The 21005-nt window shown below is 66.2% G+C and carries 22 protein-coding genes; 14 read left to right on the forward strand and 8 right to left on the reverse strand.

All coding sequences use genetic code 11. The features are described from left to right. Window positions 1-116 precede the first annotated feature (116 nt). The 4 genes from coaBC to V9L20_RS08190 all read left to right on the forward strand — a co-directional run bounded on the left by coaBC (window position 117) and on the right by V9L20_RS08190 (window position 2919). Window positions 117-1340: a bifunctional phosphopantothenoylcysteine decarboxylase/phosphopantothenate--cysteine ligase CoaBC gene (gene coaBC / locus V9L20_RS08175; protein ID WP_337296193.1), complete on the forward strand. Its 1224-nt coding sequence runs from the start codon at window positions 117-119 to the stop codon at window positions 1338-1340. Continuing rightward, window positions 1340-1780 (forward strand): hypothetical protein, encoded by a 441-nt coding sequence (locus V9L20_RS08180; RefSeq protein ID WP_258507795.1) that lies wholly within the window; start codon window positions 1340-1342, stop codon window positions 1778-1780. The genes coaBC and V9L20_RS08180 overlap by 1 nt, the downstream gene beginning before the upstream one ends. Window positions 1781-1782: 2 nt before the next feature. Then, the gene (gene dut / locus V9L20_RS08185; RefSeq protein WP_021008098.1) at window positions 1783-2229 is read left to right on the forward strand and encodes a dUTP diphosphatase; all 447 of its coding nucleotides are present in this window, start codon (window positions 1783-1785) and stop codon (window positions 2227-2229) included. 189 nt (window positions 2230-2418) lie between these two features. Continuing rightward, window positions 2419-2919 carry a glycine zipper 2TM domain-containing protein gene (locus tag V9L20_RS08190; protein WP_126748983.1) on the forward strand — a complete coding sequence of 167 codons (501 nt, stop codon included), beginning with the start codon at window positions 2419-2421 and terminating at the stop codon, window positions 2917-2919. Window positions 2920-3008: 89 nt separating this feature from the next. Here the strand turns inward: V9L20_RS08190 and V9L20_RS08195 are convergent, their stop codons facing one another. After that, window positions 3009-3533, reverse strand: coding sequence for an FKBP-type peptidyl-prolyl cis-trans isomerase (locus V9L20_RS08195; RefSeq protein WP_258507792.1), 525 nt, complete (start codon window positions 3531-3533; stop codon window positions 3009-3011). 14 nt (window positions 3534-3547) lie between these two features. Here V9L20_RS08195 and V9L20_RS08200 point away from each other — a divergent pair, with 14 nt between their 5' ends. From V9L20_RS08200 to V9L20_RS08210, 3 genes are all read left to right on the forward strand, one after another. Continuing rightward, a complete protein-coding gene (locus V9L20_RS08200) occupies window positions 3548-4690 on the forward strand; it encodes a JmjC domain-containing protein (RefSeq protein WP_337296194.1) in 1143 nt (380 codons plus the stop codon). After that, window positions 4680-5189: a hypothetical protein gene (locus tag V9L20_RS08205; RefSeq protein ID WP_337296195.1), complete on the forward strand. Its 510-nt coding sequence runs from the start codon at window positions 4680-4682 to the stop codon at window positions 5187-5189. The genes V9L20_RS08200 and V9L20_RS08205 overlap by 11 nt, the downstream gene beginning before the upstream one ends. Window positions 5190-5281: 92 nt before the next feature. Next, window positions 5282-5557, forward strand: coding sequence for a hypothetical protein (locus V9L20_RS08210; protein WP_157614681.1), 276 nt, complete (start codon window positions 5282-5284; stop codon window positions 5555-5557). A 95-nt stretch (window positions 5558-5652) separates the two neighbouring features. Here V9L20_RS08210 and V9L20_RS08215 read toward each other — a convergent pair whose 3' ends face one another. From V9L20_RS08215 to V9L20_RS08240, 6 genes are all read right to left on the reverse strand, one after another. After that, window positions 5653-6429: an MBL fold metallo-hydrolase gene (locus tag V9L20_RS08215; RefSeq protein WP_337296196.1), complete on the reverse strand. Its 777-nt coding sequence runs from the start codon at window positions 6427-6429 to the stop codon at window positions 5653-5655. Window positions 6430-6434: 5 nt separating this feature from the next. After that, a complete protein-coding gene (bamC, locus tag V9L20_RS08220) occupies window positions 6435-7526 on the reverse strand; it encodes an outer membrane protein assembly factor BamC (protein ID WP_258507788.1) in 1092 nt (363 codons plus the stop codon). 145 nt (window positions 7527-7671) lie between these two features. Next, complete coding sequence (gene dapA, locus V9L20_RS08225; protein WP_443098559.1) at window positions 7672-8598, reverse strand: 4-hydroxy-tetrahydrodipicolinate synthase; 927 nt, start codon at window positions 8596-8598, stop codon at window positions 7672-7674. Window positions 8599-8641: 43 nt separating this feature from the next. After that, entirely contained in the window at window positions 8642-9211 is a 570-nt protein-coding gene (locus V9L20_RS08230; protein ID WP_337296197.1) for a class I SAM-dependent methyltransferase, read from the reverse strand. Window positions 9212-9216: 5 nt separating this feature from the next. Further along, window positions 9217-9357 (reverse strand): hypothetical protein, encoded by a 141-nt coding sequence (locus V9L20_RS08235; protein ID WP_165442097.1) that lies wholly within the window; start codon window positions 9355-9357, stop codon window positions 9217-9219. A 22-nt stretch (window positions 9358-9379) separates the two neighbouring features. Further along, window positions 9380-10603 (reverse strand): MFS transporter, encoded by a 1224-nt coding sequence (locus V9L20_RS08240; RefSeq protein WP_337296198.1) that lies wholly within the window; start codon window positions 10601-10603, stop codon window positions 9380-9382. A gap of 184 nt (window positions 10604-10787) precedes the next feature. Here V9L20_RS08240 and V9L20_RS08245 point away from each other — a divergent pair, with 184 nt between their 5' ends. From V9L20_RS08245 to V9L20_RS08270, 6 genes are all read left to right on the forward strand, one after another. Beyond that, window positions 10788-11249 (forward strand): DUF2846 domain-containing protein, encoded by a 462-nt coding sequence (locus V9L20_RS08245; protein WP_337296199.1) that lies wholly within the window; start codon window positions 10788-10790, stop codon window positions 11247-11249. Between the two features lie 90 nt (window positions 11250-11339). Further along, window positions 11340-13337 carry a DNA topoisomerase IV subunit B gene (locus V9L20_RS08250; protein ID WP_337296200.1) on the forward strand — a complete coding sequence of 666 codons (1998 nt, stop codon included), beginning with the start codon at window positions 11340-11342 and terminating at the stop codon, window positions 13335-13337. A 26-nt stretch (window positions 13338-13363) separates the two neighbouring features. Beyond that, window positions 13364-14260, forward strand: a complete 897-nt coding sequence (locus V9L20_RS08255; protein ID WP_337296201.1) for a lytic transglycosylase domain-containing protein — start codon at window positions 13364-13366, stop codon at window positions 14258-14260. A 41-nt stretch (window positions 14261-14301) separates the two neighbouring features. After that, complete coding sequence (locus V9L20_RS08260; RefSeq protein ID WP_337296202.1) at window positions 14302-15423, forward strand: Kelch repeat-containing protein; 1122 nt, start codon at window positions 14302-14304, stop codon at window positions 15421-15423. Window positions 15424-15469: 46 nt separating this feature from the next. After that, entirely contained in the window at window positions 15470-17866 is a 2397-nt protein-coding gene (gene parC / locus V9L20_RS08265) for a DNA topoisomerase IV subunit A (protein ID WP_337296203.1), read from the forward strand. Continuing rightward, window positions 17866-18054 (forward strand): hypothetical protein, encoded by a 189-nt coding sequence (locus V9L20_RS08270; protein WP_337296204.1) that lies wholly within the window; start codon window positions 17866-17868, stop codon window positions 18052-18054. The genes parC and V9L20_RS08270 overlap by 1 nt, the downstream gene beginning before the upstream one ends. A gap of 15 nt (window positions 18055-18069) precedes the next feature. Here V9L20_RS08270 and V9L20_RS08275 read toward each other — a convergent pair whose 3' ends face one another. Next, on the reverse strand, window positions 18070-19200 hold the full coding sequence (locus V9L20_RS08275) for an MBL fold metallo-hydrolase (RefSeq protein WP_337296205.1): 1131 nt from the start codon (window positions 19198-19200) through the stop codon (window positions 18070-18072). A gap of 200 nt (window positions 19201-19400) precedes the next feature. Between V9L20_RS08275 and V9L20_RS08280 the strand changes: the two genes are divergently transcribed. After that, window positions 19401-20993, forward strand: a complete 1593-nt coding sequence (locus V9L20_RS08280; RefSeq protein WP_337296206.1) for a hypothetical protein — start codon at window positions 19401-19403, stop codon at window positions 20991-20993. The last annotated feature ends 12 nt before the right edge of the window (window positions 20994-21005 follow it).

Here is a 21005-nt window from a genome sequence, read left to right on the forward strand (position 1 = left end):
CCGGACCATAGATCCGGGCAGTGGGAAATTCCGATTATAGGTGTCCCCTTTGCGTCCCTTCAGAGCAGGGCCATCCCATTCCTGATCTTGTCGGTATGTGAGCAACAATATGACTCATGCAAGATCTCGCCGGCAAACACATCGTCCTGGGCCTTACCGGTGGTATCGCCTGCTACAAGTCGGCGGAGCTGTGCCGCCTGTTCGTGAAGGCGGGCGCCACCGTCCAGGTCGTGATGACCGAGGCGGCCGAGCAGTTCATCACGCCGGTCACGATGCAGGCGCTCTCGGGGCGCACGGTCTACACCTCGCAGTGGGACACGCGCGAGCCCAACAACATGCCGCACATCAACCTGAGCCGCGAGGCCGATGCCATCGTGCTCGCGCCCTGCAGCGCCGACTTCATCGCGCGGCTGGTGCAGGGCAGGGCCGACGACCTGCTGAGCCTGATGTGCCTGGCTCGCCCGATGGACCGCGTGCCGCTTCTGATTGCGCCGGCCATGAACCGCGAAATGTGGGCGCACCCCGCCACCCAGCGCAACCTGATGCAGGTGGCGGCCGACGGTGCCACAGTGCTGGGCGTGGGCAGCGGCTGGCAGGCCTGCGGCGAGACGGGCGACGGCCGCATGCTGGAGCCGGCGCAGCTGCTCGAAGACATCACCGCTTTCTTCGCGCCCAAGCTTCTTGCGGGGCACAAGCTGCTCGTCACAGCCGGGCCCACTTTCGAGCCGCTCGATCCGATACGCGGCATTACCAACCATTCGTCCGGCAAGATGGGTTTTGCCATTGCGCGCGCCGCGCATGAGGCCGGCGCCCAAGTCACGCTGGTGGCCGGCCCGGTGCATCTGCCGACCCCGCGCGGCGTGAGCCGCATCGACGTGCTCTCGGCGCAGGACATGCTCGACGCGACCCTGCGCGCGGCGCAGTCTGCTAGCATTTTTGTAGCGACGGCCGCTGTGGCCGACTGGCGCCCTGCCACGCACAGCGAACACAAGATCAAGAAGGACGGCAGCGGCAAGACGCCGGTGCTGAATTTCGTCGAGAACGCCGACATCCTGCTTGCCGTGGCCAAGAGCGAGCGGGCCCAGTCGCGCAAGCTGTTCTGCGTGGGATTCGCGGCCGAAAGCGAAAACCTGGCCGAGCACGCCAAGGCCAAGCGCCAGCGCAAGGGGATTCCGCTCCTGGTCGGCAACATCGGCCCGCTGACCTTCGGCCAGGACGACAATGCGCTGCTGCTGGTGGATGCCAACGGCACCCGCGAGTTGCCGCGCGCACCCAAGCTCACCCTGGCGCGCGAACTCATGACCGAGATTGCCGCACGCCTGCCCGACTGGAGAGTCTGATGAATCCCCAATGGAACACGCCGCCGAACGGCGATTTCGCCAGCTACGTGGAACGGCTGTCGGCCCAGGCCGCATTGCCCAAGCGGGCCGCGCACGACGGCGACCATGGGCTGGACGTCGGCATCACGCCCGCGCCGGGCGCGCAGGGCACCGCGGCGGCGCAGCGGCGGTCGGCTTCGAACGAAGACACCGCCGCGCCGGCCGGCGCGTTCACGCCCGGGGCGCTCAAGGTGATGGCCGCGGTGGGCGGACTGGTGCTGCTGGTGCTGTGGTCGGCCGGCGTGCCGTTTTTCGCGCTGGTCTTGCTGGCAGGGGCTGCGTTCTGGCTCTTCAGCAAGTTCAAGGGCCTGAAGCTCACGCCCGGGGTGGCCAAGTGGCAGCAGGTGCTCGAGGAAGCCGCCCGCAAGCAAAGAGAACAGCAACAAAAGCAAGGCAAGTAGAAGTGAAAGTAGACGTTCGTATCCTCGATCCACGCATGGTGGATCAATTGCCCGCCTATGCCACGCCCGGCAGCGCAGGGCTCGATCTCAGGGCCTGCCTCGATGCGCCGATCACGCTGGAGCCCAACGCCTGGCAGCTCGTGGGCACGGGCATCGCGATCCACCTGGCCGACCCAGCCTATGCCGCGCTGATCCTTCCGCGCTCGGGCCTCGGCCACAAGCACGGCATCGTGCTGGGCAACCTCGTGGGCCTGATCGACAGCGACTACCAGGGCGAGCTGAAGATCAGCGCCTGGAACCGCAGCGACACGCCGTTTGTGCTGCAGCCGATGGAGCGGCTCGCGCAGCTCGTGATCGTGCCGGTGGTACAGGCGCAGTTTCGCGTGGTCACAGAATTTGCAGCCTCGCAACGCGGCGAAGGCGGCTATGGGTCGACCGGCAAGCACTGACAGCCTTGCTGGCCACTCCCTCGTAGCCCGGATCGTATCGGGCCAGTAAAGATCGGAACCCACCAGCTCGCGGCGCGCTCCTACATGCCGGTGTGTGTCGGGCGTCATCCCGCTTGCGGGAAAGGCGTTAAACACAAGCTTAGGCTGGGTGCATTCGGATGCACCGGCTATTTCCGAGGAGCCATCAACATGAAAATCTCAACGCGCTTCGTTTCCATCGGCGCTTCCGTGCTGGCACTTGCCACGCTCACGGCCTGCGTCGCTCCCGCGCCGGTCTATCACACGACGCGCTATCCCTACCAGGCACCGCCGCAGGCCGTTCCGTACCAGGAAGCGGCGTACGTCGAATACGGCCATGTGGCCAACATCGAAGTGCTGCGCAGCGAAACCCGGGGCACCGGCACCACCGGCGGTGGCGCGGTGGCAGGCGGTGTCGTCGGCGGTGTGGTGGGCAATCAGTTTGGCCATGGCAGTGGCCGCGCCGCAGCCACCGCCCTGGGCATTGTGGGCGGTGCGCTCCTGGGCAACACCATCGAAGCCCAGAACAACGGGCCTCGCGCCTACGAGAGCTATCGCATCTCGGTGCAAACCGACCGCGGCGGCTACCGTGCGTTCGACGTGCAGCATCCGGGCGACCTGCGCATCGGCGACCGCGTGCGTATCGACAACGGCCAGCTCTCGCGCATGTAGGCCGTTTTTCAGGGCGCTTTCGCGAGCAGCAAAAAGCCGGGCAGTGCCCGGCTTTTTGTTGGCTGCAGCGGTTTTCCCGTTCGCCGGTTTCAGTGCAGCAGATCGTTGCCGGGGGCGGTCGGCGGCACCTTGAAAAAGGCCGTGCCTGCCGTTCCGCTGCCAACTTCTTCTTCGGTGGCTTCGCGCACCGAACGCACCGTGATGTCGAGCCGGATCGCAATGCCCGCGAGCGGATGGTTGCCGTCGAGCACCAAGTGGTCGGGGTAGATCTCGGCCACGGTGTAGATCACGTCCTTGGGCATGTCTTCGCTCACGCCCTTGGGCAGAGCGGCGCCGTCGAAGGTCATGCCTTCTTCGGTGCCTTCAGGAAACAGCGAACGGGGCTCGAGAAAGAGCAACTGGTCGTTGAAGTCGCCAAAGCCCTGCTCGGGCTCCAGCTGCAGTTGCACCCGGGCGCCGGGCTCATGGCCCTGCAGGGCGGCTTCGATCACGTCGAAGAGGTCGTCGCCACCCACCATGAATTCCACGGGCTCATCGAGCACGTCGAGCACTTCGCCCAAAGTGTCTTTCATCGTCCAGGTCAGGCCGACCACGCATTGTTCAGAGATTTCCATTGCAGAATTCTCCCATGGAGATTACACAACCGCTGCCGTTGCTCGGCGGCCTGAGCGCCGCGCAGTTCATGCGGCGGTATTGGCAGAAAAAGCCCTTGCTCGTGCGCCAGGCCATACCCGGCATGGTGCCACCGATCGAGCGCAGCGCGCTCTTTGCCCTGGCCGAGCGCGAGGACGTGGAATCGCGCCTCATCCGCCATGGCAAGACCGGCTGGACACTCAAGCACGGCCCGCTCGCACGCCGCGCGCTGCCGCCGCTCAAGCAGCCCGAATGGACGCTGCTGGTGCAGGGTGTCGACCTGCATCACGACGGCGTGCATGCGCTGCTGCAGCAGTTTCGCTTTCTGCCCGATGCGCGGCTCGACGACCTGATGATCAGCTACGCCAGCGACAAGGGCGGCGTGGGCGCGCATTTCGACAGCTACGACGTGTTTCTGCTGCAGGCGCAGGGCACGCGGCGATGGTCGATCGGCAAGCAGAGCGACTTGCGCCTGCAGCAGGGCGTGCCGCTCAAGATCCTCGAGCAATTCGAGCCCGAGCAGAGCTTTGTGCTCGAGCCGGGCGACATGCTCTATCTGCCGCCGCGCTATGCGCATGACGGCGTGGCCGTCGGCGACGACTGCATGACCTGCTCCATCGGCTTGCGGTCGTCCGCCGCGGGCGAGCTTGGCGCCGACCTGCTGGCGCGCATGGCGCAGGCCTACTCGGAAGCCCTGGAAGACGCCGGCCCCGCCGAGCTGGCGCGCTACCGCGATCCGACGCAGCCCGCCGTCGATGCGCCGGCCGCCATGCCCGCCGCGCTGCAGGCCTTTGCGCGCAAGGCGGTCGATGCCGCGCTGCGCGACCCCGACGCCATCGACCGTGCACTGGGTGAATCGCTCACCGAGCCCAAGGCCAATGTCTGGTTCGATGAAGGCACTGAAGCGCCGAACGTGCTGCGCAGCGTGGCGCTCGACCGCCGCACGCGCATGCTTTACGACGCGCGGCATCTCTACATCAACGGTGAGAGCTTTCGCGCCGGCGGCGCCGATGCAACGCTGATGCGCAGGTTGGCGGACCAGCGCGCGCTCGGCCCGCGCGAACTGGCGCGCGCAAGCAGCGGCGCGCTCGCGCTGTTGGCCGAGTGGTGCGAGGCAGGGTGGCTGCATGCCGATTGAACCTACGACGGGGGAGCCGCTCTTGCCCGAAGGCCGGTTCGATGGCCGCGAAGCCTTCGAAGGGCTTGTGCGGACAGCGCTTTCCGCCGCAGCCCGGCAAGGCTGGAGGGAACTGGTCTTGAGCGACCCCGACTTCGCCGATTGGCCCCTGGGCGAGCGCGCGAGCATCGAGGCGCTTCAGGCCTGGTCGGCCTCCGGCCGCCGCTTCGTTCTGCTGGCACAGCGCTTCGATGTAGTCGAACGTATTCATGCGCGCTTCGTTCCCTGGCGCCGCATGTGGGATCACATCATCGAGTGCCGCGCGGTGCGCGCGGAAGGCAGTAATGCGGTGCCCAGTGCCATATGGACGCCCGAGTGGTGCGCCCACCGCACCGACCCCGAGCGCAGCCGCGGCGTGAGCGGCTTCGACCCGCGTGCGCGGCGCGAGTTGCGGGAAGCCATCGATGAGTCATGGCGAGCGGGGCGGCCCGCCTTTCCGGCATCGACACTGGGCTTGTAAGCCAATGCCGCGAATGAGGGCGCGAGACACAAACGGGCAGTGATGCGGGTCTAGAATTTTTTCGTCCAGACATTCATTGCAAAGGAGTTTCCATGAAGAAGCCGTCATCCGTCCTGCTGGCCTCGTTGATCGCCGCTGCCGCACTCGTGGCTTGCGGAAAGAAAGAGGATGCTGCGCCGGCGGTTGTGACCCCGCCGCCCGCACCGGTGACCGAACCGGCTCCCGCACCGCCCGCGGCTGCTCCGGCACCCTCGACGACCACCGATCCGTCGGCTGCAACAACGCCTTCGCCGGGTGCTTCCTCTGCCCTCGATGCGGCCAATGCCGCCACCGAGGCTGCCAAGAAGAACGAAGCGCCGAAGCAGTAAGGACGAACGCCCAGCGGGCTTTCATTCACCCAGCAAAAAAGCCGCCTCACGGCGGTTTTTTGCATGGTGCCCCACAGCGGGCAAGAGGCGAACGATCAGACGTCCAGCCAGGGCGAACCTTCCGATGCACTGGCCGTGAGCATCTCGGCCTCGTGGCCCCCGAGGGCCTCGGCCATGAGGCGCCGCACGATGTCGGGCCGGTTGTTCTGCTCGCTCAGGTGCGCCGCAACCACGTGGCGCAGGCCCTCGTGCCGAACCGCGCGCGCAATGTCCGCAGCGGCTTCATTCGACAGGTGGCCGTGCTTGCCGCCGACGCGCAGCTTCAGAAAGGCCGGATAGGCCGAATTGGCGAGCAGTTCGCTGTCGTGGTTGAACTCGAGCAGCAGCGCGTGCACGCCGCTGAGCCTTGAGAGCACATGGGCTGTGGCATGGCCGAGGTCGGTGAGCACGCCCAGCGTTCGCGCGCCGTCGGAGCAGCGCAGCTGCAGCGGCTCGCGCGCGTCGTGCGGCACGGTAAAGGGCTGCACCGCAATGTCGCCGACCGCAAACTCGGCGTCGTCGCGTGCCAGGTTGAGCCGGCCTTCGAAGTCGCGCCCGCCGGTGGCAAGCCAGGTGCCTTCGCTCATCCACACGGGAATGCGGTTGCGCCGCGACAGCGAATGGGCACAGCCGATGTGATCGCCGTGCTCGTGCGTGACGAAGATCGCGTCGATATCGGTGGCTGCGAGGCCTGCCCTGGCAAGCCGCAGATCGAGTTGCCGCAGGCCGAAGCCGCAGTCGATCAGGAGCCGGGAGGTGCGGCCGCCGCTGGTCGCTTCGACCAGCGCGGCGTTGCCCGTGCTGCCGCTGCCGAGGCTTCGGAAGCGGAGCATGCGGATTACTTCAGGTCGTCTGCAATGACCTGGACGATGCGCTGCGCATTGGCCGAGGTTTCGGGTGCGCCGGATTCGTTCAGCACCGAGACGGTGGTCGATTCGCCCTGGCCCTTCACGAGGATGCGGAACTTGATGGGTGCTTCGTTCTTGCTGGAGCTGCTGCCGAACAGCTTGCCGAAGAAGCCGGGTTCCTTCTTGTCCGCGTTGGGCGTCACGTAGCGCACGTAGTAGATGCCGGCGCTGCGATCGCGGTCTTCCACGGTGAAGCCGGTGCGGTCGAGCGCCAGGCCCACGCGGCGCCATGCGCGGTCGAAGCCCTCGCTGATCTGCACCACTGGCTGGCCGCCGGCGTTGGAAACCGTGGCGGTCTTGGTCGGTGCGCTGGTGGCGGCCAGGATCTTCGACTGTTCTTGCGAAACGCCGAGCTTGACCATCAGGCGGCGCAGGAACTCGGTTTCGAGTTCAGGGTCGCTTGGGCGGGGTTGCCACACGGTCTGGTCCTGGCGGCTGTTGTTGTAGACCTCTTGCATGCCGCGGTGGCTCACGAAGATCTCGGTGCCATTGGGCGTGCGCTCCAGGCGGGTGCGGAAGCGGTCGAGCTCGCCGGTCGAATAGACCGAGTCGACCAACTTGCCCAGCGTGCCGCGGATGATGTCCTGCGGCAGCTTGGCGCGGTTTTCGGCCCAGTCGGTTTCCATGATGCCGAGGTTGCGCTGCTCGGTGGTCAGCAGGAAGCCGCTCTCTTGCCAGAAGTCCTTCACCGGATCCCAGAGCTGGTCGGGCGTACGGTTGATGACGATCCAGCGCTGCGTGCCCGAACGTTCCATGCGCACGTCGCCGATGTTGGCCACCGCCGTCGGAATGCCCGGTGCATTGGTTGCGCCGGCCTGGTAGGCGTTGGCGGTGACCGCGCCGCCCGGAACCGCATAGCGGTTCTCGCGCGAAAGCTGAGACAGGTCGGGCGGGACTTCGAGCGTGGGGGCCTTGCCGGCGCTCTTGTAGTCGATCTTGTCGCCCTCGAGAACGGAGCAGGCGGCGAGGCTGACAACGAGGGCCAGCAGTGCGAATCGCGAGATGTGCGAAAGGTTCTTCAACGTCGTCTTCCTTGTTGGAATGGGTTCGATCAATCTATGGGGCCGCATTGCCCGCACTCTCTGAGCACGGTTCAGGCAAAAGGTTGCGTAACCTCGATGCGGCAGGGAGAAAAGAGATGGGAGTATTGGGGAGGAGGAAGCGGGCTCAGCCCTTGAGCAGGCCGCAGGCGCGCAGGGCGGCCTCGACCACGGGTTGGTTCGTTTCAGCCAGTTCGGTGAGCGGCAGGCGCAGGGTGCCGCCGCAAAGGCCGAGCCTGGACATGGCCCACTTGAGAGGAATCGGGTTGGGTTCGACGAACAGGTTGCGGTGCAGCGGCATCAGCTCGAACTGGATCTGCATCGCCTTGCGCACGTCGCCCGCAATGGCCGCAACGCACAGCTCGTGCATCTTGCGCGGGGCAATGTTGGCCGTGACGCTGATGTTGCCTTGCCCGCCGCAGAGCATGAGCGCCACCGCCGTCGGGTCGTCGCCGGAATACACGGCAAAGTGCTTGGGCAGGTCGCGAATGAGCCACTGGGCACGCTCGATGTTGCCGGTCGCTTCCTTGATGCCGATGATGCCGGGCACCTGGGCCAGGCGCAGAACGGTGTCGTGCGCCATATCGGCCACGGTGCGGCCGGGCACGTTGTAAAGCACGGTAGGCAGGTCGCCCACGGCTTCGGCAATGGCCTTGAAATGCTGGTACTGGCCTTCTTGCGTCGGCTTGTTGTAGTAGGGCACCACCTGAAGCTGGCAATCGGCGCCCACGCCCTTGGCGAACTTGGCAAGCTCGATGGCTTCCTTGGTCGAATTGGCGCCGCAGCCGGCCATCACGGGCACGCGGCCCTTGGCCTGCTCGACCGACACGCGGATGATTTCGCAGTGCTCTTCCACGTCGACCGTGGGCGATTCGCCGGTGGTGCCGACCACGCCAAGGCAGTCGGTGCCTTCGTCGATGTGCCAGTCGATCAGCCGGCGCAGGGCGGGATAGTCGACACTGCCGTCGTCGTGCATCGGCGTGACGAGAGCGACGATGCTGCCTGTCAGTTGCTCCAAGGGGGAATCTCTCTGTCGGTGGACGAAAGCGCCGATTCTACTTACTCCGGCGCCCCCGGAAACAGCCGCGCCGGCGGGGTCAGTTTGCCCGCAGCAGGCGGCGTTCGGGCGCACCCGAGGCGGCGCTGCCGGCACGAACCGCGGCAATGCGCTGCACGAAGCGATCCGGCTCCGCAAGAAAACCGTCTTCGTAGGCCACCACGCGCAGCTCCTGGCAGGCGTCCAGCAGCTCGCCCGGCTGCAGCAGGAAGTCCGGGCGCGAGGGCTTGCCCACCGTTTCGTTGCCGGCGGCAAAGGTTTCGTAGAGCAGCACGCCACCCGGCGCGACCGCGGCCACGATGTCGGCCATGCGCGGCCGCCACAGGTAGTTGGTGACGACCACCGCGCCGAAAGACTGGCCCGCGAAAGGCCAGGGGCCCGTTTCGATGTCGGCGGTAAGGGTGCGGCCGAAGGCGCTTGCGGCTTCAGTCGCTTCGGTGGAGCGGTCGACGCCCATCACTGCATGCCCGCGCCTGGCAAACCACTGCATGTGGCGCCCCTGGCCGCAGGCCACGTCGAGCACGGTACTGCCGGGCACGAGCAGGTGCGACCACCGCACGATCCATTCCGACGGAGCAAGTCCGCCGTGCAAGGCTGCTATGTCTTTCATAGCAGTCAGAAGCACGACCAAACCTGGTCGACCAGCGTCACCAGGAAGTCCGGATGGACGTAAAGCGCGAAAACGCCGCCCAGCACCGCCACTGCGGCAGCGAGCCAGCCGGCGTGCGAAAGGTGATGGCGCATTTGCGGAGTCATGGAGCGATTGTCCGCCGTTGGATCAGCCCGGCACAACGGCCGGGCGCGCCGCCCGCGCAATGGCGCCTTCCTTGACCGGCAGGTTGATCAGCGCTGCGAACACGCCAAGGGCAATCGCGATGTACCAGACGATGTCGTAGCTGCCCGTGGTGTCGTACAGGTAGCCGCCAAGCCACACGCCGATGAACGAGCCGACCTGGTGGCTCAGGAACACGAAGCCGCTGAGCATCGACAGGTGCGCCACGCCGAAGATGCCCGCGATGATCGCGTTGGTTGCGGGCACCGTCGAAAGCCACAGAAAGCCCATGGCCGCCGAAAAAACATACACGCTGAGCGGCGAGATCGGCACCAGCAAAAACAGCACGATCGAGACCGCCCGCGCAAAGTAGATGGCCGCCAGGATCTTGCGCTTGGCCAGCTTCTGGCCCAGCAGTCCCACGGTATAGGTGCCGAATACGTTGAAGAGCCCGATCAGCGCCAGTGCGTAGCCCGCCACCTCGACCGGCAGCTTCTGGTCGCGCAGGTAGGTCGGCATGTGGATGCCGATGAATGCCAGCTGGAAGCCGCATACGAAATAACCCGCCATCAGCAGGCCGAAGCTGGGGTAGCGGAATGCCTCGCCGACCGCCTGCAGCACCGATTGCTCGCGGTGTCCGGCCAAGGCCCCTTGCCGCGGCTCACGCAGGCCGAAGGCTAGCGGCACGATCACCAGCACCAGCACGGCCACCACCGCCAGCGCGGTTTGCCAGCCCAGGTGGCCGATCAAGCGGCCTTCGATCGGCGCCATCAGGAACTGCCCAAACGAGCCCGCGGCCGCTGCCACGCCCATGGCCCACGAGCGCCGCTCGGCCGGAATCTGGCGCCCGATCACGCCATAGACGACGGCATAGGTCGTGCCCGCCTGCGCCGCGCCGATCAGCACGCCGGCGCTCAGGGTGAACAGCAGCGGCGTGGGCGAATACGCCATGCCCAGCAGGCCCAGTGCATAGAACACCGTGCCCGCCACAAGGACCCGGAATGCCCCGAAGCGGTCGGCCACCATGCCCGCGAACACGCCGAAGATGCCCCACGAGAGGTTCTGCACCGCAAGCGCGAACGAGAAGGTCTGGCGGCTCCAGTCCTGCGCCTGAGTAATGGGCTGCAGCCAGAGCCCGAAGCCGTGGCGGATGCCCATCGAGAGCGTGACGATCATGGCGCCGCAGATCAGCACCTGCTTGACCGAGAGAGTGGGGGAAGAGGCTTGCATGTCTTTGAATGTACTGATTTGCTACTTGGGCAGGCGGTGCGGGGGCAAAGGCCATTGATGATTTGTTGGGGCCAGATCGATGCGCCGTACGCATCAAGGCAGCGACGCGTCTCCTGCCGGATTTTGCTTGTAATTGGTTACATTTGCGCTTCCTCCACGCCACTGCCTGCAAGGATTCCGATTCATGAGAAGAACCATCCTGAAGTTCGCCGCCCTCTCGGTGCTGGCGCTTGCGGTTGCCGGCTGCGCCAGCACCCCGAGCGGCCCCAAGTTCCAGGAGATGGGCAACGTCATCCCCAAGCTCAAGCCGGGCAACGGCCGCATCTATTTCTTCCGTGCCGCGGGTCCTTTCGGCGCAGCGCTGCAGCCTGGCGTCCGCATCGACAAATTCGGCGTCGGCTCCTCGAAGCCCGGCAGCTTCTTCTTCGTGGACCGTCCCGCGGGCACCTACCAGGCCGCCACGACCAGCGACCTGCGCAAGACGCTCGAAGTGCCGCTGGCAGACGGAGAGACGAAGTACGTGCGCATGTCGCCCTCGTTCGGGCTGGCGGTCGGGAGCATCGTTCTCAATCTCGAAGCGCCCGAGAAGGCCCGATCCGAAATGGGCTGGCTCGCCTACGCGGGCCAGGTCATCGTCGACAAGTAAGTCCGGGCGGGTGGGCCGTCGACCGGGCCGGGGCGGTGTTCCTGTATGGGTATCCAGTCATTTCGCATCGACTGACTACAATCCGCCCCCATGGCGACTCCCCCCAAGACTCCCCCCAGTTCATCGTCCGCGTCCTCCGGGTACTCGGAAGGTTCCATCCGCGTGCTCAAGGGCCTCGAGCCCGTGAAGCAGCGCCCGGGCATGTACACCCGGACTGACAACCCGCTGCACATCATCCAGGAAGTGCTGGACAACGCTGCCGACGAGGCGTTGGCCGGCCACGGCAAGAAGATCAAGGTCACCCTGCACGCCGACAACTCGGTCAGCGTCGAGGACGACGGCCGCGGCATTCCCTTTGGCTTGCATCCCGAAGAAAAGGCGCCCGTGATCGAGCTGGTCTACACCCGGCTGCATGCGGGCGGCAAGTTCGACAAAGGCTCCGGCGGCGCCTACAGCTTCTCGGGCGGCCTGCACGGCGTGGGTGTGTCGGTCACCAATGCGCTGTCGAAGCGGCTCGAAGTCACTTCGCACCGCGAAGGCTCCGTGGCCAGGCTGGCCTTCAGCGCCGGCGATGTGATCGAGGCGCTCGAAATCCGCAAGCTCGAAGCCGGCGAACGCAAGCAGGGCACCACCGTGCGCGCCTGGCCCGATGCCAAGTACTTCGAAACCGCGGCCTTGCCGATGGGCGAGCTCACCCACCTGCTGCGCAGCAAGGCCGTGCTCATGCCCGGCGTGAGCGTCACGCTCACGATCGAGAAGACCAAGGAAACGCAGCAGTGGCTCTACAAGGGCGGCCTGAGCGACTACCTGATGCAGACGCTCAACGGCGACCCGGTGATTCCGCTGTTCGAAGGCAGCGGCCATGCCGACAAGAACGCCGACAACTTCGCCGAAGGCGAGGGCGCCGACTGGTGCGTCGCCTTCACCGAAGACGGCCAGCCGGTACGCGAGAGCTACGTCAACCTCATTCCCACCAGCGCCGGCGGCACGCATGAAAGCGGCCTGCGCGACGGCCTCTTCACCGCGGTGAAGGGCTTCATCGAACTGCATTCGCTGCTGCCCAAGGGCGTAAAGCTCTTGCCCGAAGACGTGTTCGCACGCGCTTCGTATGTGCTGAGCGCCAAGGTGCTCGATCCGCAGTTCCAGGGCCAGATCAAGGAACGCCTCAACTCGCGCGACGCGGTGCGGCTGGTGTCGAGCTTCGTGCGCCCCGCGCTCGAGCTGTGGCTCAACCAGCACGTCGACTACGGCAAGAAGCTCGCCGAGCTCGCCATCAAGGCCGCGCAAACGCGCCAGCGCGCTGGCCAGAAGGTCGAAAAGCGCAAGGGCTCCGGCGTGGCTGTGCTGCCCGGCAAGCTGACCGACTGCGAAAGCAAGGACACGAGCCACAACGAAGTCTTCCTGGTCGAGGGCGACTCCGCCGGCGGCAGCGCCAAGATGGGCCGCGACAAGGAAAGCCAGGCCATCCTGCCCTTGCGCGGCAAGGTGCTCAACACCTGGGAAGTGGAGCGCGACCGGCTCTTTGCCAACACCGAAATCCACGACATCTCGGTGGCCGTGGGCGTCGACCCGCACGGCCCCAACGACACGCCCGACATGAGCGGCCTGCGCTACGGAAAGATCTGCATCCTTTCCGATGCCGACGTGGACGGCTCGCACATCCAGGTGCTGCTGCTCACGCTGTTTTTCCGGCACTTTCCGAAACTCATCGAAGCCGGCCACGTGTATGTCGCAAAGCCGCCACTTTTCCGTGTCGATGCCCCGGCGCGCGGCAAGAAGCCGGCTTCCAAGGTCTATGCGCTTGACGAAGGCGAACTGACCGCCACACTCGACAAATTGCGCAAGGACGGCGTGCGCGAAGGCGCCTGGAGCATCAGCCGCTTCAAGGGCCTGGGCGAAATGAGCGCGGAACAATTGTGGGAAACCACGCTCAATCCGGATACCCGGCGCCTCATGAAGGTACAGCTGGGGCGCTTCGACTTCACGTCCACCCAAGGGGAGATCACCAAGCTCATGGGCAAGGGCGAGGCAGCCGCGCGGCGCGAACTCATGGAACTGCGCGCCGACGATGTCGATATCGATGTTTGACCATCCTCGTGAAAATTTCAGATTTCATGCGTCCGTTGCTCCTGGCCTTGCTGCTGTGCACGCAGCAGGGGCTTGCGCACGCCGCTGACATCTACGGCTACATCGACAGCAAGGGCGTTGCGCACTTCGCTTCCGAGAAGATCGACGAGCGCTACCAGCTCTTCTTTCGCGGCGGGCAGAGCTTCGACACGGCCAAGGGAATTTCGCCGCTCGGCCGCGGTGGGCGCAAGCTCGACGGCAAGGTGCCGCCGGCTTCGCAGACCTTGCTTGCGCTCTTCGAAGCCTCGCCAAGCTACAAGACCGCGAAGGCCGCGCTTCGCGATGCGTCAAACAAGCATTCGATCGACTACGAGTTGCTGCAGGCGCTCATCGCCACCGAATCGGGCTTCGACGCGCAGGCCGTTTCGCCCAAGGGCGCGATGGGACTCATGCAGCTCATGCCGGCCACCGCGCAGCGCTACGGTGTTGCGGCGGACAAGCGCGGCACCATCGAGAAGAAGCTGTTCGATCCGCGCATCAACATTGCCGCCGGCTCCCGCTACCTGCGCGACCTGATCGCGATGTTCCCGGGCCAGATCGAGCTGGCGCTTGCCGCCTACAACGCCGGCGAGGGCGCCGTGCAGCGCGCGGGCAACAAGATCCCGAACTACAAGGAAACGCAGAACTACGTGCAGACGGTGCTGCGGCTCTATGCGTACCTGAAGCCATCGGCAGCGTTGGCGGCGGATGGCGGCGGCAGCGCGAGCGGCGTGCGCGGCGGCAAGGCGCCGGGCCGCATCCGCATGGAACTGGTGGTTCCAAAGGGCGGGGCGATGGGCCGTGGCAACATGCCGTCCGACTCGCCAAGCAGCATGCCGGCCATGCCCGAGGCTTCCGAGCAGCCGGCGGTGCCGGACGGCGCAGCGGAAATGCCGGTGTCCTGATGCCGAGTTCCCGCCTTTATTCGTCGATGGAGGAGTCCGTCATGCAACGCCGACGCTTCGTTCTTGCGACCGCCGCTTGCGCGGTGAGCGGCGCTGCGCGCGCGCAGCATGCGGCCTCGCACGACACGCTGCCGGTGGTGCCTTCGTCGAAAGAGCCGTATGCGCGGCTGCAAGGCGGCGTGCCGCATCACATGACGCCCGAGCAGGAGGCGCAACGCGTGACGGACAGCCCCGCACCGGCCGGACCCGCCGGACGGTGGGTGACGCGCGCCGCCTTGCCGATTCCGCGCAGCGAGATGGCCTGGGCCACCGCGGCGCAGGGCCGCATGCACGTGGTCGGCGGCTATGGCGAAGGCGCCGTGAACCGCGACTACCACCACATCTACGACCCGAAGGCCGACCGATGGCTCGATGGCACACCGTTGCCGCGCGGCGCCAACCATGTAGCGGTGGCGGCCGACGAGGGCCGCGTCTATGCACTGGGCGGCTTCGTCGAGCAGAACCGCCGCTCCGACACCAACGCCTACGTCTACGACATAGCGGCCAACCGCTGGACCGCCATCGCGCCGTTGCCGCGCCCGCGCGGGGCGGCCGCCGCCGTGATGCTGGACGGTCAACTGCACCTGATTGGCGGCGCCTCCGAGCCCGCGGCCGAGCGCGCGAGCGTCGGCTGGCACGAGGTGTACGACCCGAAAGCCGACCGCTGGAGCGCCCGCAAGCCGCTGCCCGGCGCACGCGACCATGTCGGCTGCGTGGCGCATGGGGGCCAGATCCACGTGATTGGCGGGCGCTTCAACACCTTCGAATACAACACCGACCTGCACCACGTCTACCTGCCCGCGCGCGACACGTGGGAGCCGCGCGCACCGCTGCCCACCGCGCGCTCTGGACACGGCCTCGTGGTCTACCGGGGCCGCCTTTTCGCCATGGGCGGAGAGGGCGGGTTCCTCGTGGGCGGGGTGCCGCGCCAAGCCAAGGTGTTCGGCCAGATGGAAAGCTACGACCCCGCGGCCGACACCTGGCAGCGCCATGCGCCGATGACCACCCCGCGCCACGCCGTCGGCGCCGCGGTGATCGGCGACTGGATCTATGTGGCCGGCGGCGGCGCGGTGCTCGGCGGCTCCGTGCAGTCCGCTGTGCATGAGGCTTTCACACTAGGCTGAGCGCGCAAGCGCACAGCCAGCAACTGTTTCTCTTTCTCTCTTCTCCATGGACGACTCCCAACCTCCGCTCGATCTCCAGGGTCCCACCGACGGCGACACCACCCTTACCCTTGCCGACTACGCGCAAACCGCCTATCTCGAATACGCGCTCAGCGTGGTCAAGGGCCGCGCGCTGCCCGATGTGTCCGACGGCCAGAAGCCAGTACAGCGGCGCATTCTCTATTCGATGTCGCGCATGGGTCTGGGCTTTGGCGGCACCAGCGGCACCGTGGGTGCCAAGCCCGTCAAGAGTGCGCGCGTGGTTGGCGACGTGCTGGGCCGCTTCCACCCGCACAGCGACCAGGCGGCGTACGACGCGCTGGTGCGCATGGCGCAAGACTTTTCGCAGCGCTATCCGCTGGTTGACGGGCAGGGCAACTTCGGCAGCCGCGACGGCGACGGCGCCGCGGCCATGCGCTACACCGAAGCGCGCCTGGCCCGCATCACCAGCCTGCTGCTCGACGAGATCGACGAAGGCACGGTCGACTTCATTCCCAACTACGACGGCAGCACCGAAGAGCCGCGCCTGCTGCCCGCGCGGCTGCCGTTCACGCTGCTCAACGGTGCCAGCGGCATCGCGGTGGGCCTGGCCACCGAAATCCCGAGCCACAACCTGCGCGAGATTGCAGACGCCTGCGTGGCGCTGATCAAGTCGAACGGCAAGCTCAGCGAAGAAGAGCTGCTGCAGATCGTGCCCGGCCCCGACTATCCGGGCGGCGCACAGATCATCAGCGGCCCGGCCGACATTGCCGATGCCTACCGCACCGGCCGCGGCTCGCTCAAGGTGCGCGCGCGCTGGAAGATCGAAGACCTCGCACGCGGCCAGTGGCAGTTGGTGGTCAATGAGCTGCCGCCAGGCGTCAGCACGCAGAAGGTGCTCGAGGAGATCGAGGAAATCACCAATCCGAAGGTCAAGGCCGGCAAGAAGGCCCTGAGCGCCGAGCAGACGCAGCTCAAGGCCGCGATGCTGTCGGTGCTCGACGTGGTGCGCGACGAATCGAGCAAGGACGCCGCCGTGCGCCTGGTGTTCGAGCCCAAGACCTCGCGCATCAGCCAGGAAGAGTTCATCACCACGCTGCTTGCGCAGACCTCGCTCGAAACCTCGTCGCCAATCAACCTCACGATGGTGGGCATCGACGGCAAGCCGACGCAGAAGTCGCTGCGCCAGATGCTCAACGAGTGGATCGCGTTCCGCGAGATCACCGTCGAGAAGCGCTCGCGGCATCGGCTGAACAAGGTGCTCGAGCGCATTCACATCCTCGAAGGCCGGCAGCTGGTGCTGCTGAACATCGATGAGGTGATCGCCATCATCCGCGCGGCGGAAGATCCGAAGGCCGCACTCATTGCGCGCTTCAATCTCAGCGAGCGCCAGGCCGAAGACATTCTTGAAATTCGCCTGCGCCAACTCGCACGGCTCGAAGCCATCAAGATCGAGCAGGAGCTCAAGGGCCTGCGCGACGAGCAGAAAAAGCTCGAAGACATCCTGGGCAGCCCCGCGGCCCTGCGCCGCCTGCTGGTGAAGGAAATCGAAGCCGATGCCAAGACCTTCGAGGACCCGCGCCGTACGCTGATCCAGGCCGAGAAACGCGCCGTGGCCGAAGTCAAGGTGGTCGACGAACCCGTCACGGTCATCGTTTCGCAAAAGGGCTGGGTCCGCGCACAGAAGGGCTGGGCCAGCGAGAAGGCGGCGGGCAACGGTTCGGCCACGCCCGAATACAGCTTCAAGTCCGGCGACGCACTCTACGGCGCCTTCGAGTGCCGCAGTGTCGACACGCTGCTGGTGTTCGGCAGCGCCAAGGACAAGACCGTGCGCGTGTACACCGTGCCCGTGGCCTCGCTGCCCGGCGCTCGCGGCGACGGCCAGCCGGTGACCACGCTCATCGAGCTGGACGCCGGCACGCACGTCACGCACTTCTTTGCCGGCCCGGTGGGCGCGAGCGTGCTGCTGGCCAACACCGGCGGCTACGGCTTCATCGCCACGGTTGAAAACATGATGTCGCGCCAGCGCGGCGGCAAGGCCTTCATCGATGTGGGCGAGGGCGAGCAGCTCTGCCGTCCCTCGCTGGTGGGCGGCGCGAGCGGCGCCGAGCCGATGCCCGCCGCCACGCATGTGGCCTGCGCCTCCACCGGCGGCCGCATCCTGACCTTCGACATCGCCGAGCTCAAGAGCCTGCCGAAGGGCGGCCGCGGGCTTACGCTGATCGACCTCGACGCGAAGGACACGCTCGCTGGCGCCGCGGCCTACACGCGCAGCGTGAAGATCGAAGGCATTGGCCGCGGCGGCAAGGAGCGCGACGAAACCCTGGAGATCCGCACGCTCAACAACGCGCGCGGCAGCCGCGCGCGCAAGGGCAAGGCGGCCGACCTCGGCTTCAAGCCGACGAGCATCGTGCGGGTTTTGTGATGGGCGGCATCGACATCAGCGTCATCGGCCTTGTGATCGCAGTGGTCACGGGGCTTGGCAGCTTCTGGTTCGGCCGCCACATGCGCCTGAAGCGCGGGGCCAAGAAGCGCGAGAAAGAGCGCATTGCGGCGCAGGCCAATGAAACCCGGCAGCAGCGCCGGGCGCGCGAACGCAAGGAACGCGGCTAGGCCTGCCGCAGCGCCTTACTTCAGACCTTCCCACCAACGCACGTTGGTGCGGGCTTTGCCCACCGTGAGCACTTCGCCGATCACTGGCGTCGCGAGTTCGATCTTCCTGGCCTGCGACAGGTTGGCGATGCGGTCCAGCGGGTCGTGCCAGGTGTGGAAGGCAAGGTCGAAGGTGGTGTTGTGCACCGAATAGAGCACCTTGCCGCGCAGGTCTTCGAAGGCTTGCACGCTCTGCTCGGGCGTCATGTGCACTGCGGGCCAGTAGGCGTCGTAGGCGCCGTTTTCCATCAGTGCCAGGTCGAAGCCGCCGAAGCGCTCGCCGATCTGCTTGAAGCCCGGAAAGTAGCCGGAGTCGCCGCTGTAGAAGATGCGCTGGTCGCCGCTTTGCACTACCCATGAGGCCCACAGCGTGCGGTCCCTGTCGGTCAGCGTGCGGCCCGAGAAGTGCTGCGCGGGCGTGGCGGTGAGCTTCACGCCGTTGTGTTCGCCGCCTTGCCACCAATCGAGCTCCGTCACACGGTCGGCCGGCACGCCCATGGCCAGCAGGCGCGCGCGCACGCCCAGCGGCACGAAGTAGCGCTGCACACGCTGCGCAAGATATTCAATGGTCGCCACGTCGAGATGGTCGTAGTGGTCGTGCGAAAGAATCAGCCCTTCGATGGGCGGCAACTGCTCGAGCGTGAGAGGCGGCTTGTGGAAGCGCTTGGGCCCGGCGAAGCTGAACGGCGATGCCCGTTCGCTGAACACGGGGTCGATCAACCAATATTTACCCTGCAGCTTGAGCAGGTGCGACGAATGCCCGAGCCGCACCACGTGGTTGGCCTTGGGGTCGAGCGCATCCAGGTCGGCGGTGCTCAGCATCTGCACGGGAATGGGATCGACCGGCACGGTGTCGACCTTGCTCCCCACGATGAAGCGCGACCAGATTCGCCAGGCGCTGGCGGAAGGCAGGACTTCCGGGTTCGGCAGATTCTGGAAGCCGCAGCCCTTGAACTGCGGCGATGCGTCGTACCGTGCCTCGCACCCGCTGCTGCTCACGCAGCCGGCGACCAATGCGCAGCTTGCGGCGAAGAGCGAGGTGCCGTAGCTGCGAAAGCGGCTCAAGAGGTGCTTCGGAGAGAACACGGGGCGGGCAGCGTCATTCATGGATGCGGATGTTCGAGGTGTTTGCGGCGCGAGCTTAGCCGCGGCTTCGTTGCCAATGGTTTCAACGGCAGAAACATTCGGCGCAAAGGGGCATTGCCGCGCCGGTTGTCGTATGCCGTGCGTTCTATGGCCGGCAGCGGCGGCGCGCGGCACACTGAAAAGCGCCGAACCTCGCGGCCGTTGAAAAGGCGACACACACCATGAGCAGCAACCGCTATCCCATCATCTATGTGCGCGGCTACGCCATGACGGAGGCCGAACGCGACGACACGGCGGCCGACCCGTTCTGCGGCTTCAATGTGGGCTCGACCGTATACCGCGCTACCGTCAAGAAGGACGCACCGGCGCAGAAGTTCGTCTTCGAATCTCCGGTGGTGCGGCTCCTGGCGGACTTTCAATACCAGAGCGTCTACCAGAACGGCCTGGACATCCTGGACAACGACTGGAAGCCCTCGCCCGACGAAACCGGCAAGGACGTGGACGGCATTCCGGCCGCATCCGTCGTGATCTATCGCTACTACGACAGCGGCTCCGAACTGCTCGGCGACGGCAAGTCGCGCGACGTGAAGATCTATGCGCAGGGTCTGAGCAAGCTGATCCTGCGCGTGCGCGACCTGGTCGCGCTGCGCGAGGGCGCCGCTTTTTCGCCGGCGGACTTTCGCTGCTACCTGGTGGCGCATTCGATGGGCGGGCTGGTCGTGCGGGCCTTTCTGCAGAACCCCACGCTCGGCGACGCGGCCGCGCGCGCCTGCGTCGACAAGGTGTTCACTTATGCCACGCCGCACAACGGCATCGACCTGGGCGGCGTCAACGTGCCGAGCTGGCTCACGGCAAACGAGATGAACACCTTCAACCGCGAGAAGATGTCGGAGTTCCTCGACACGGCACCGGTCGACGGCCGCATGGACTTTCTACCCGCGGCGGCCTTTCCGGCCGAGCGCTTCTTCTGCATGGTGGGCTCCAACCGCGGTGACTACGAAGCGGCCAAGGGCCTGTCGCGCATGTTCGCAGGTCACGGCAGCGACGGGCTGGTGCGCATCGAGAACGCCTCGCTCTGGTCTATCGACGAGGCAAAGCGCAGCAAGCCCGTGGCCACCGCCTACGCCTTTCGGTCGCACTCGGGGTACTTCGGCATCGTCAATTCCGAGGAGGCGTACCAGAACCTGGTGCGCTTTCTGTTCGGCGACGTGCGCGTCGATCTCTGGTTCGACGTGGAAGGCGTGACTCTCCCGCCCGACCTGCCCAAGGACGCCGATGTCGATGCGCTCTACCAAATCGAGCTGCTCGCCGCCCCGCGCGGCAAGCGCTGGTACCTGAGCCGGCGCGTGGCCGAAGAAGATTCGCCCGCCTGCCGCACGCACAAGGAACTCACCGACCCGGGCAAGCCCGAGCGCCGGTCGATCTATCTGTCGACCGTGTTCCTGGCCAACAAGGCGCGCGTGAAGCAGGACCGGCCGACGCTGGCCTATGCCATGACGCTCGGCGTGCGCGTGCCCGATTACCAGGTCAACAAGAAGTTCTGGCTCGACGGGCACTACGAGGGCAGTTCGCTGTTCCGCGACACGCTGGTCATCGAGCTTTCCCCGCCCCAGGCGGACGACCCGGCGCAGAACTGGAACATCAAATACGGCTGGCAGACCGACACCGCGGGCAAGGCCTCGCTGCCGATGAGCTCGACGCAACTGGCCAATGGCAAGCAGCAGTGCATCGTGCCGCTTTCGAGCCTGGGCGCGGCAGCGGCGGCACCGGGCATCAGCGGCAAGGTGCGGCTCGAAGTCAGCGCCTGGAACTGAGGCGGCTGGGCG

Source organism: Variovorax sp. CCNWLW225 (assembly GCF_037204045.1).
Classification (GTDB): Bacteria; Pseudomonadota; Gammaproteobacteria; order Burkholderiales; family Burkholderiaceae_C; genus Variovorax.

Bases quoted from the DNA above. Each gene is read 5' to 3' on its own strand.
- V9L20_RS08190 (WP_126748983.1), top strand. From the start codon at position 2,419: ATGAAAATCTCAACGCGCTTCGTTTCCATCGGCGCTTCCGTGCTGGCA.
- V9L20_RS08280 (WP_337296206.1), top strand. From the start codon at position 19,401: ATGAGCAGCAACCGCTATCCCATCATCTATGTGCGCGGCTACGCCATG.
- V9L20_RS08270 (WP_337296204.1), top strand. From the start codon at position 17,866: ATGGGCGGCATCGACATCAGCGTCATCGGCCTTGTGATCGCAGTGGTC.
- V9L20_RS08215 (WP_337296196.1), bottom strand. From the start codon at position 6,429: ATGCTCCGCTTCCGAAGCCTCGGCAGCGGCAGCACGGGCAACGCCGCG.
- V9L20_RS08200 (WP_337296194.1), top strand. From the start codon at position 3,548: ATGGAGATTACACAACCGCTGCCGTTGCTCGGCGGCCTGAGCGCCGCG.
- V9L20_RS08250 (WP_337296200.1), top strand. From the start codon at position 11,340: ATGGCGACTCCCCCCAAGACTCCCCCCAGTTCATCGTCCGCGTCCTCC.
- parC (WP_337296203.1), top strand. From the start codon at position 15,470: ATGGACGACTCCCAACCTCCGCTCGATCTCCAGGGTCCCACCGACGGC.
- V9L20_RS08210 (WP_157614681.1), top strand. From the start codon at position 5,282: ATGAAGAAGCCGTCATCCGTCCTGCTGGCCTCGTTGATCGCCGCTGCC.
- V9L20_RS08205 (WP_337296195.1), top strand. From the start codon at position 4,680: ATGCCGATTGAACCTACGACGGGGGAGCCGCTCTTGCCCGAAGGCCGG.
- V9L20_RS08275 (WP_337296205.1), bottom strand. From the start codon at position 19,200: ATGAATGACGCTGCCCGCCCCGTGTTCTCTCCGAAGCACCTCTTGAGC.
- V9L20_RS08245 (WP_337296199.1), top strand. From the start codon at position 10,788: ATGAGAAGAACCATCCTGAAGTTCGCCGCCCTCTCGGTGCTGGCGCTT.
- V9L20_RS08195 (WP_258507792.1), bottom strand. From the start codon at position 3,533: ATGGAAATCTCTGAACAATGCGTGGTCGGCCTGACCTGGACGATGAAA.
- V9L20_RS08235 (WP_165442097.1), bottom strand. From the start codon at position 9,357: ATGACTCCGCAAATGCGCCATCACCTTTCGCACGCCGGCTGGCTCGCT.
- V9L20_RS08240 (WP_337296198.1), bottom strand. From the start codon at position 10,603: ATGCAAGCCTCTTCCCCCACTCTCTCGGTCAAGCAGGTGCTGATCTGC.
- V9L20_RS08180 (WP_258507795.1), top strand. From the start codon at position 1,340: ATGAATCCCCAATGGAACACGCCGCCGAACGGCGATTTCGCCAGCTAC.
- V9L20_RS08260 (WP_337296202.1), top strand. From the start codon at position 14,302: ATGCAACGCCGACGCTTCGTTCTTGCGACCGCCGCTTGCGCGGTGAGC.
- V9L20_RS08230 (WP_337296197.1), bottom strand. From the start codon at position 9,211: ATGAAAGACATAGCAGCCTTGCACGGCGGACTTGCTCCGTCGGAATGG.
- coaBC (WP_337296193.1), top strand. From the start codon at position 117: ATGCAAGATCTCGCCGGCAAACACATCGTCCTGGGCCTTACCGGTGGT.
- V9L20_RS08255 (WP_337296201.1), top strand. From the start codon at position 13,364: ATGCGTCCGTTGCTCCTGGCCTTGCTGCTGTGCACGCAGCAGGGGCTT.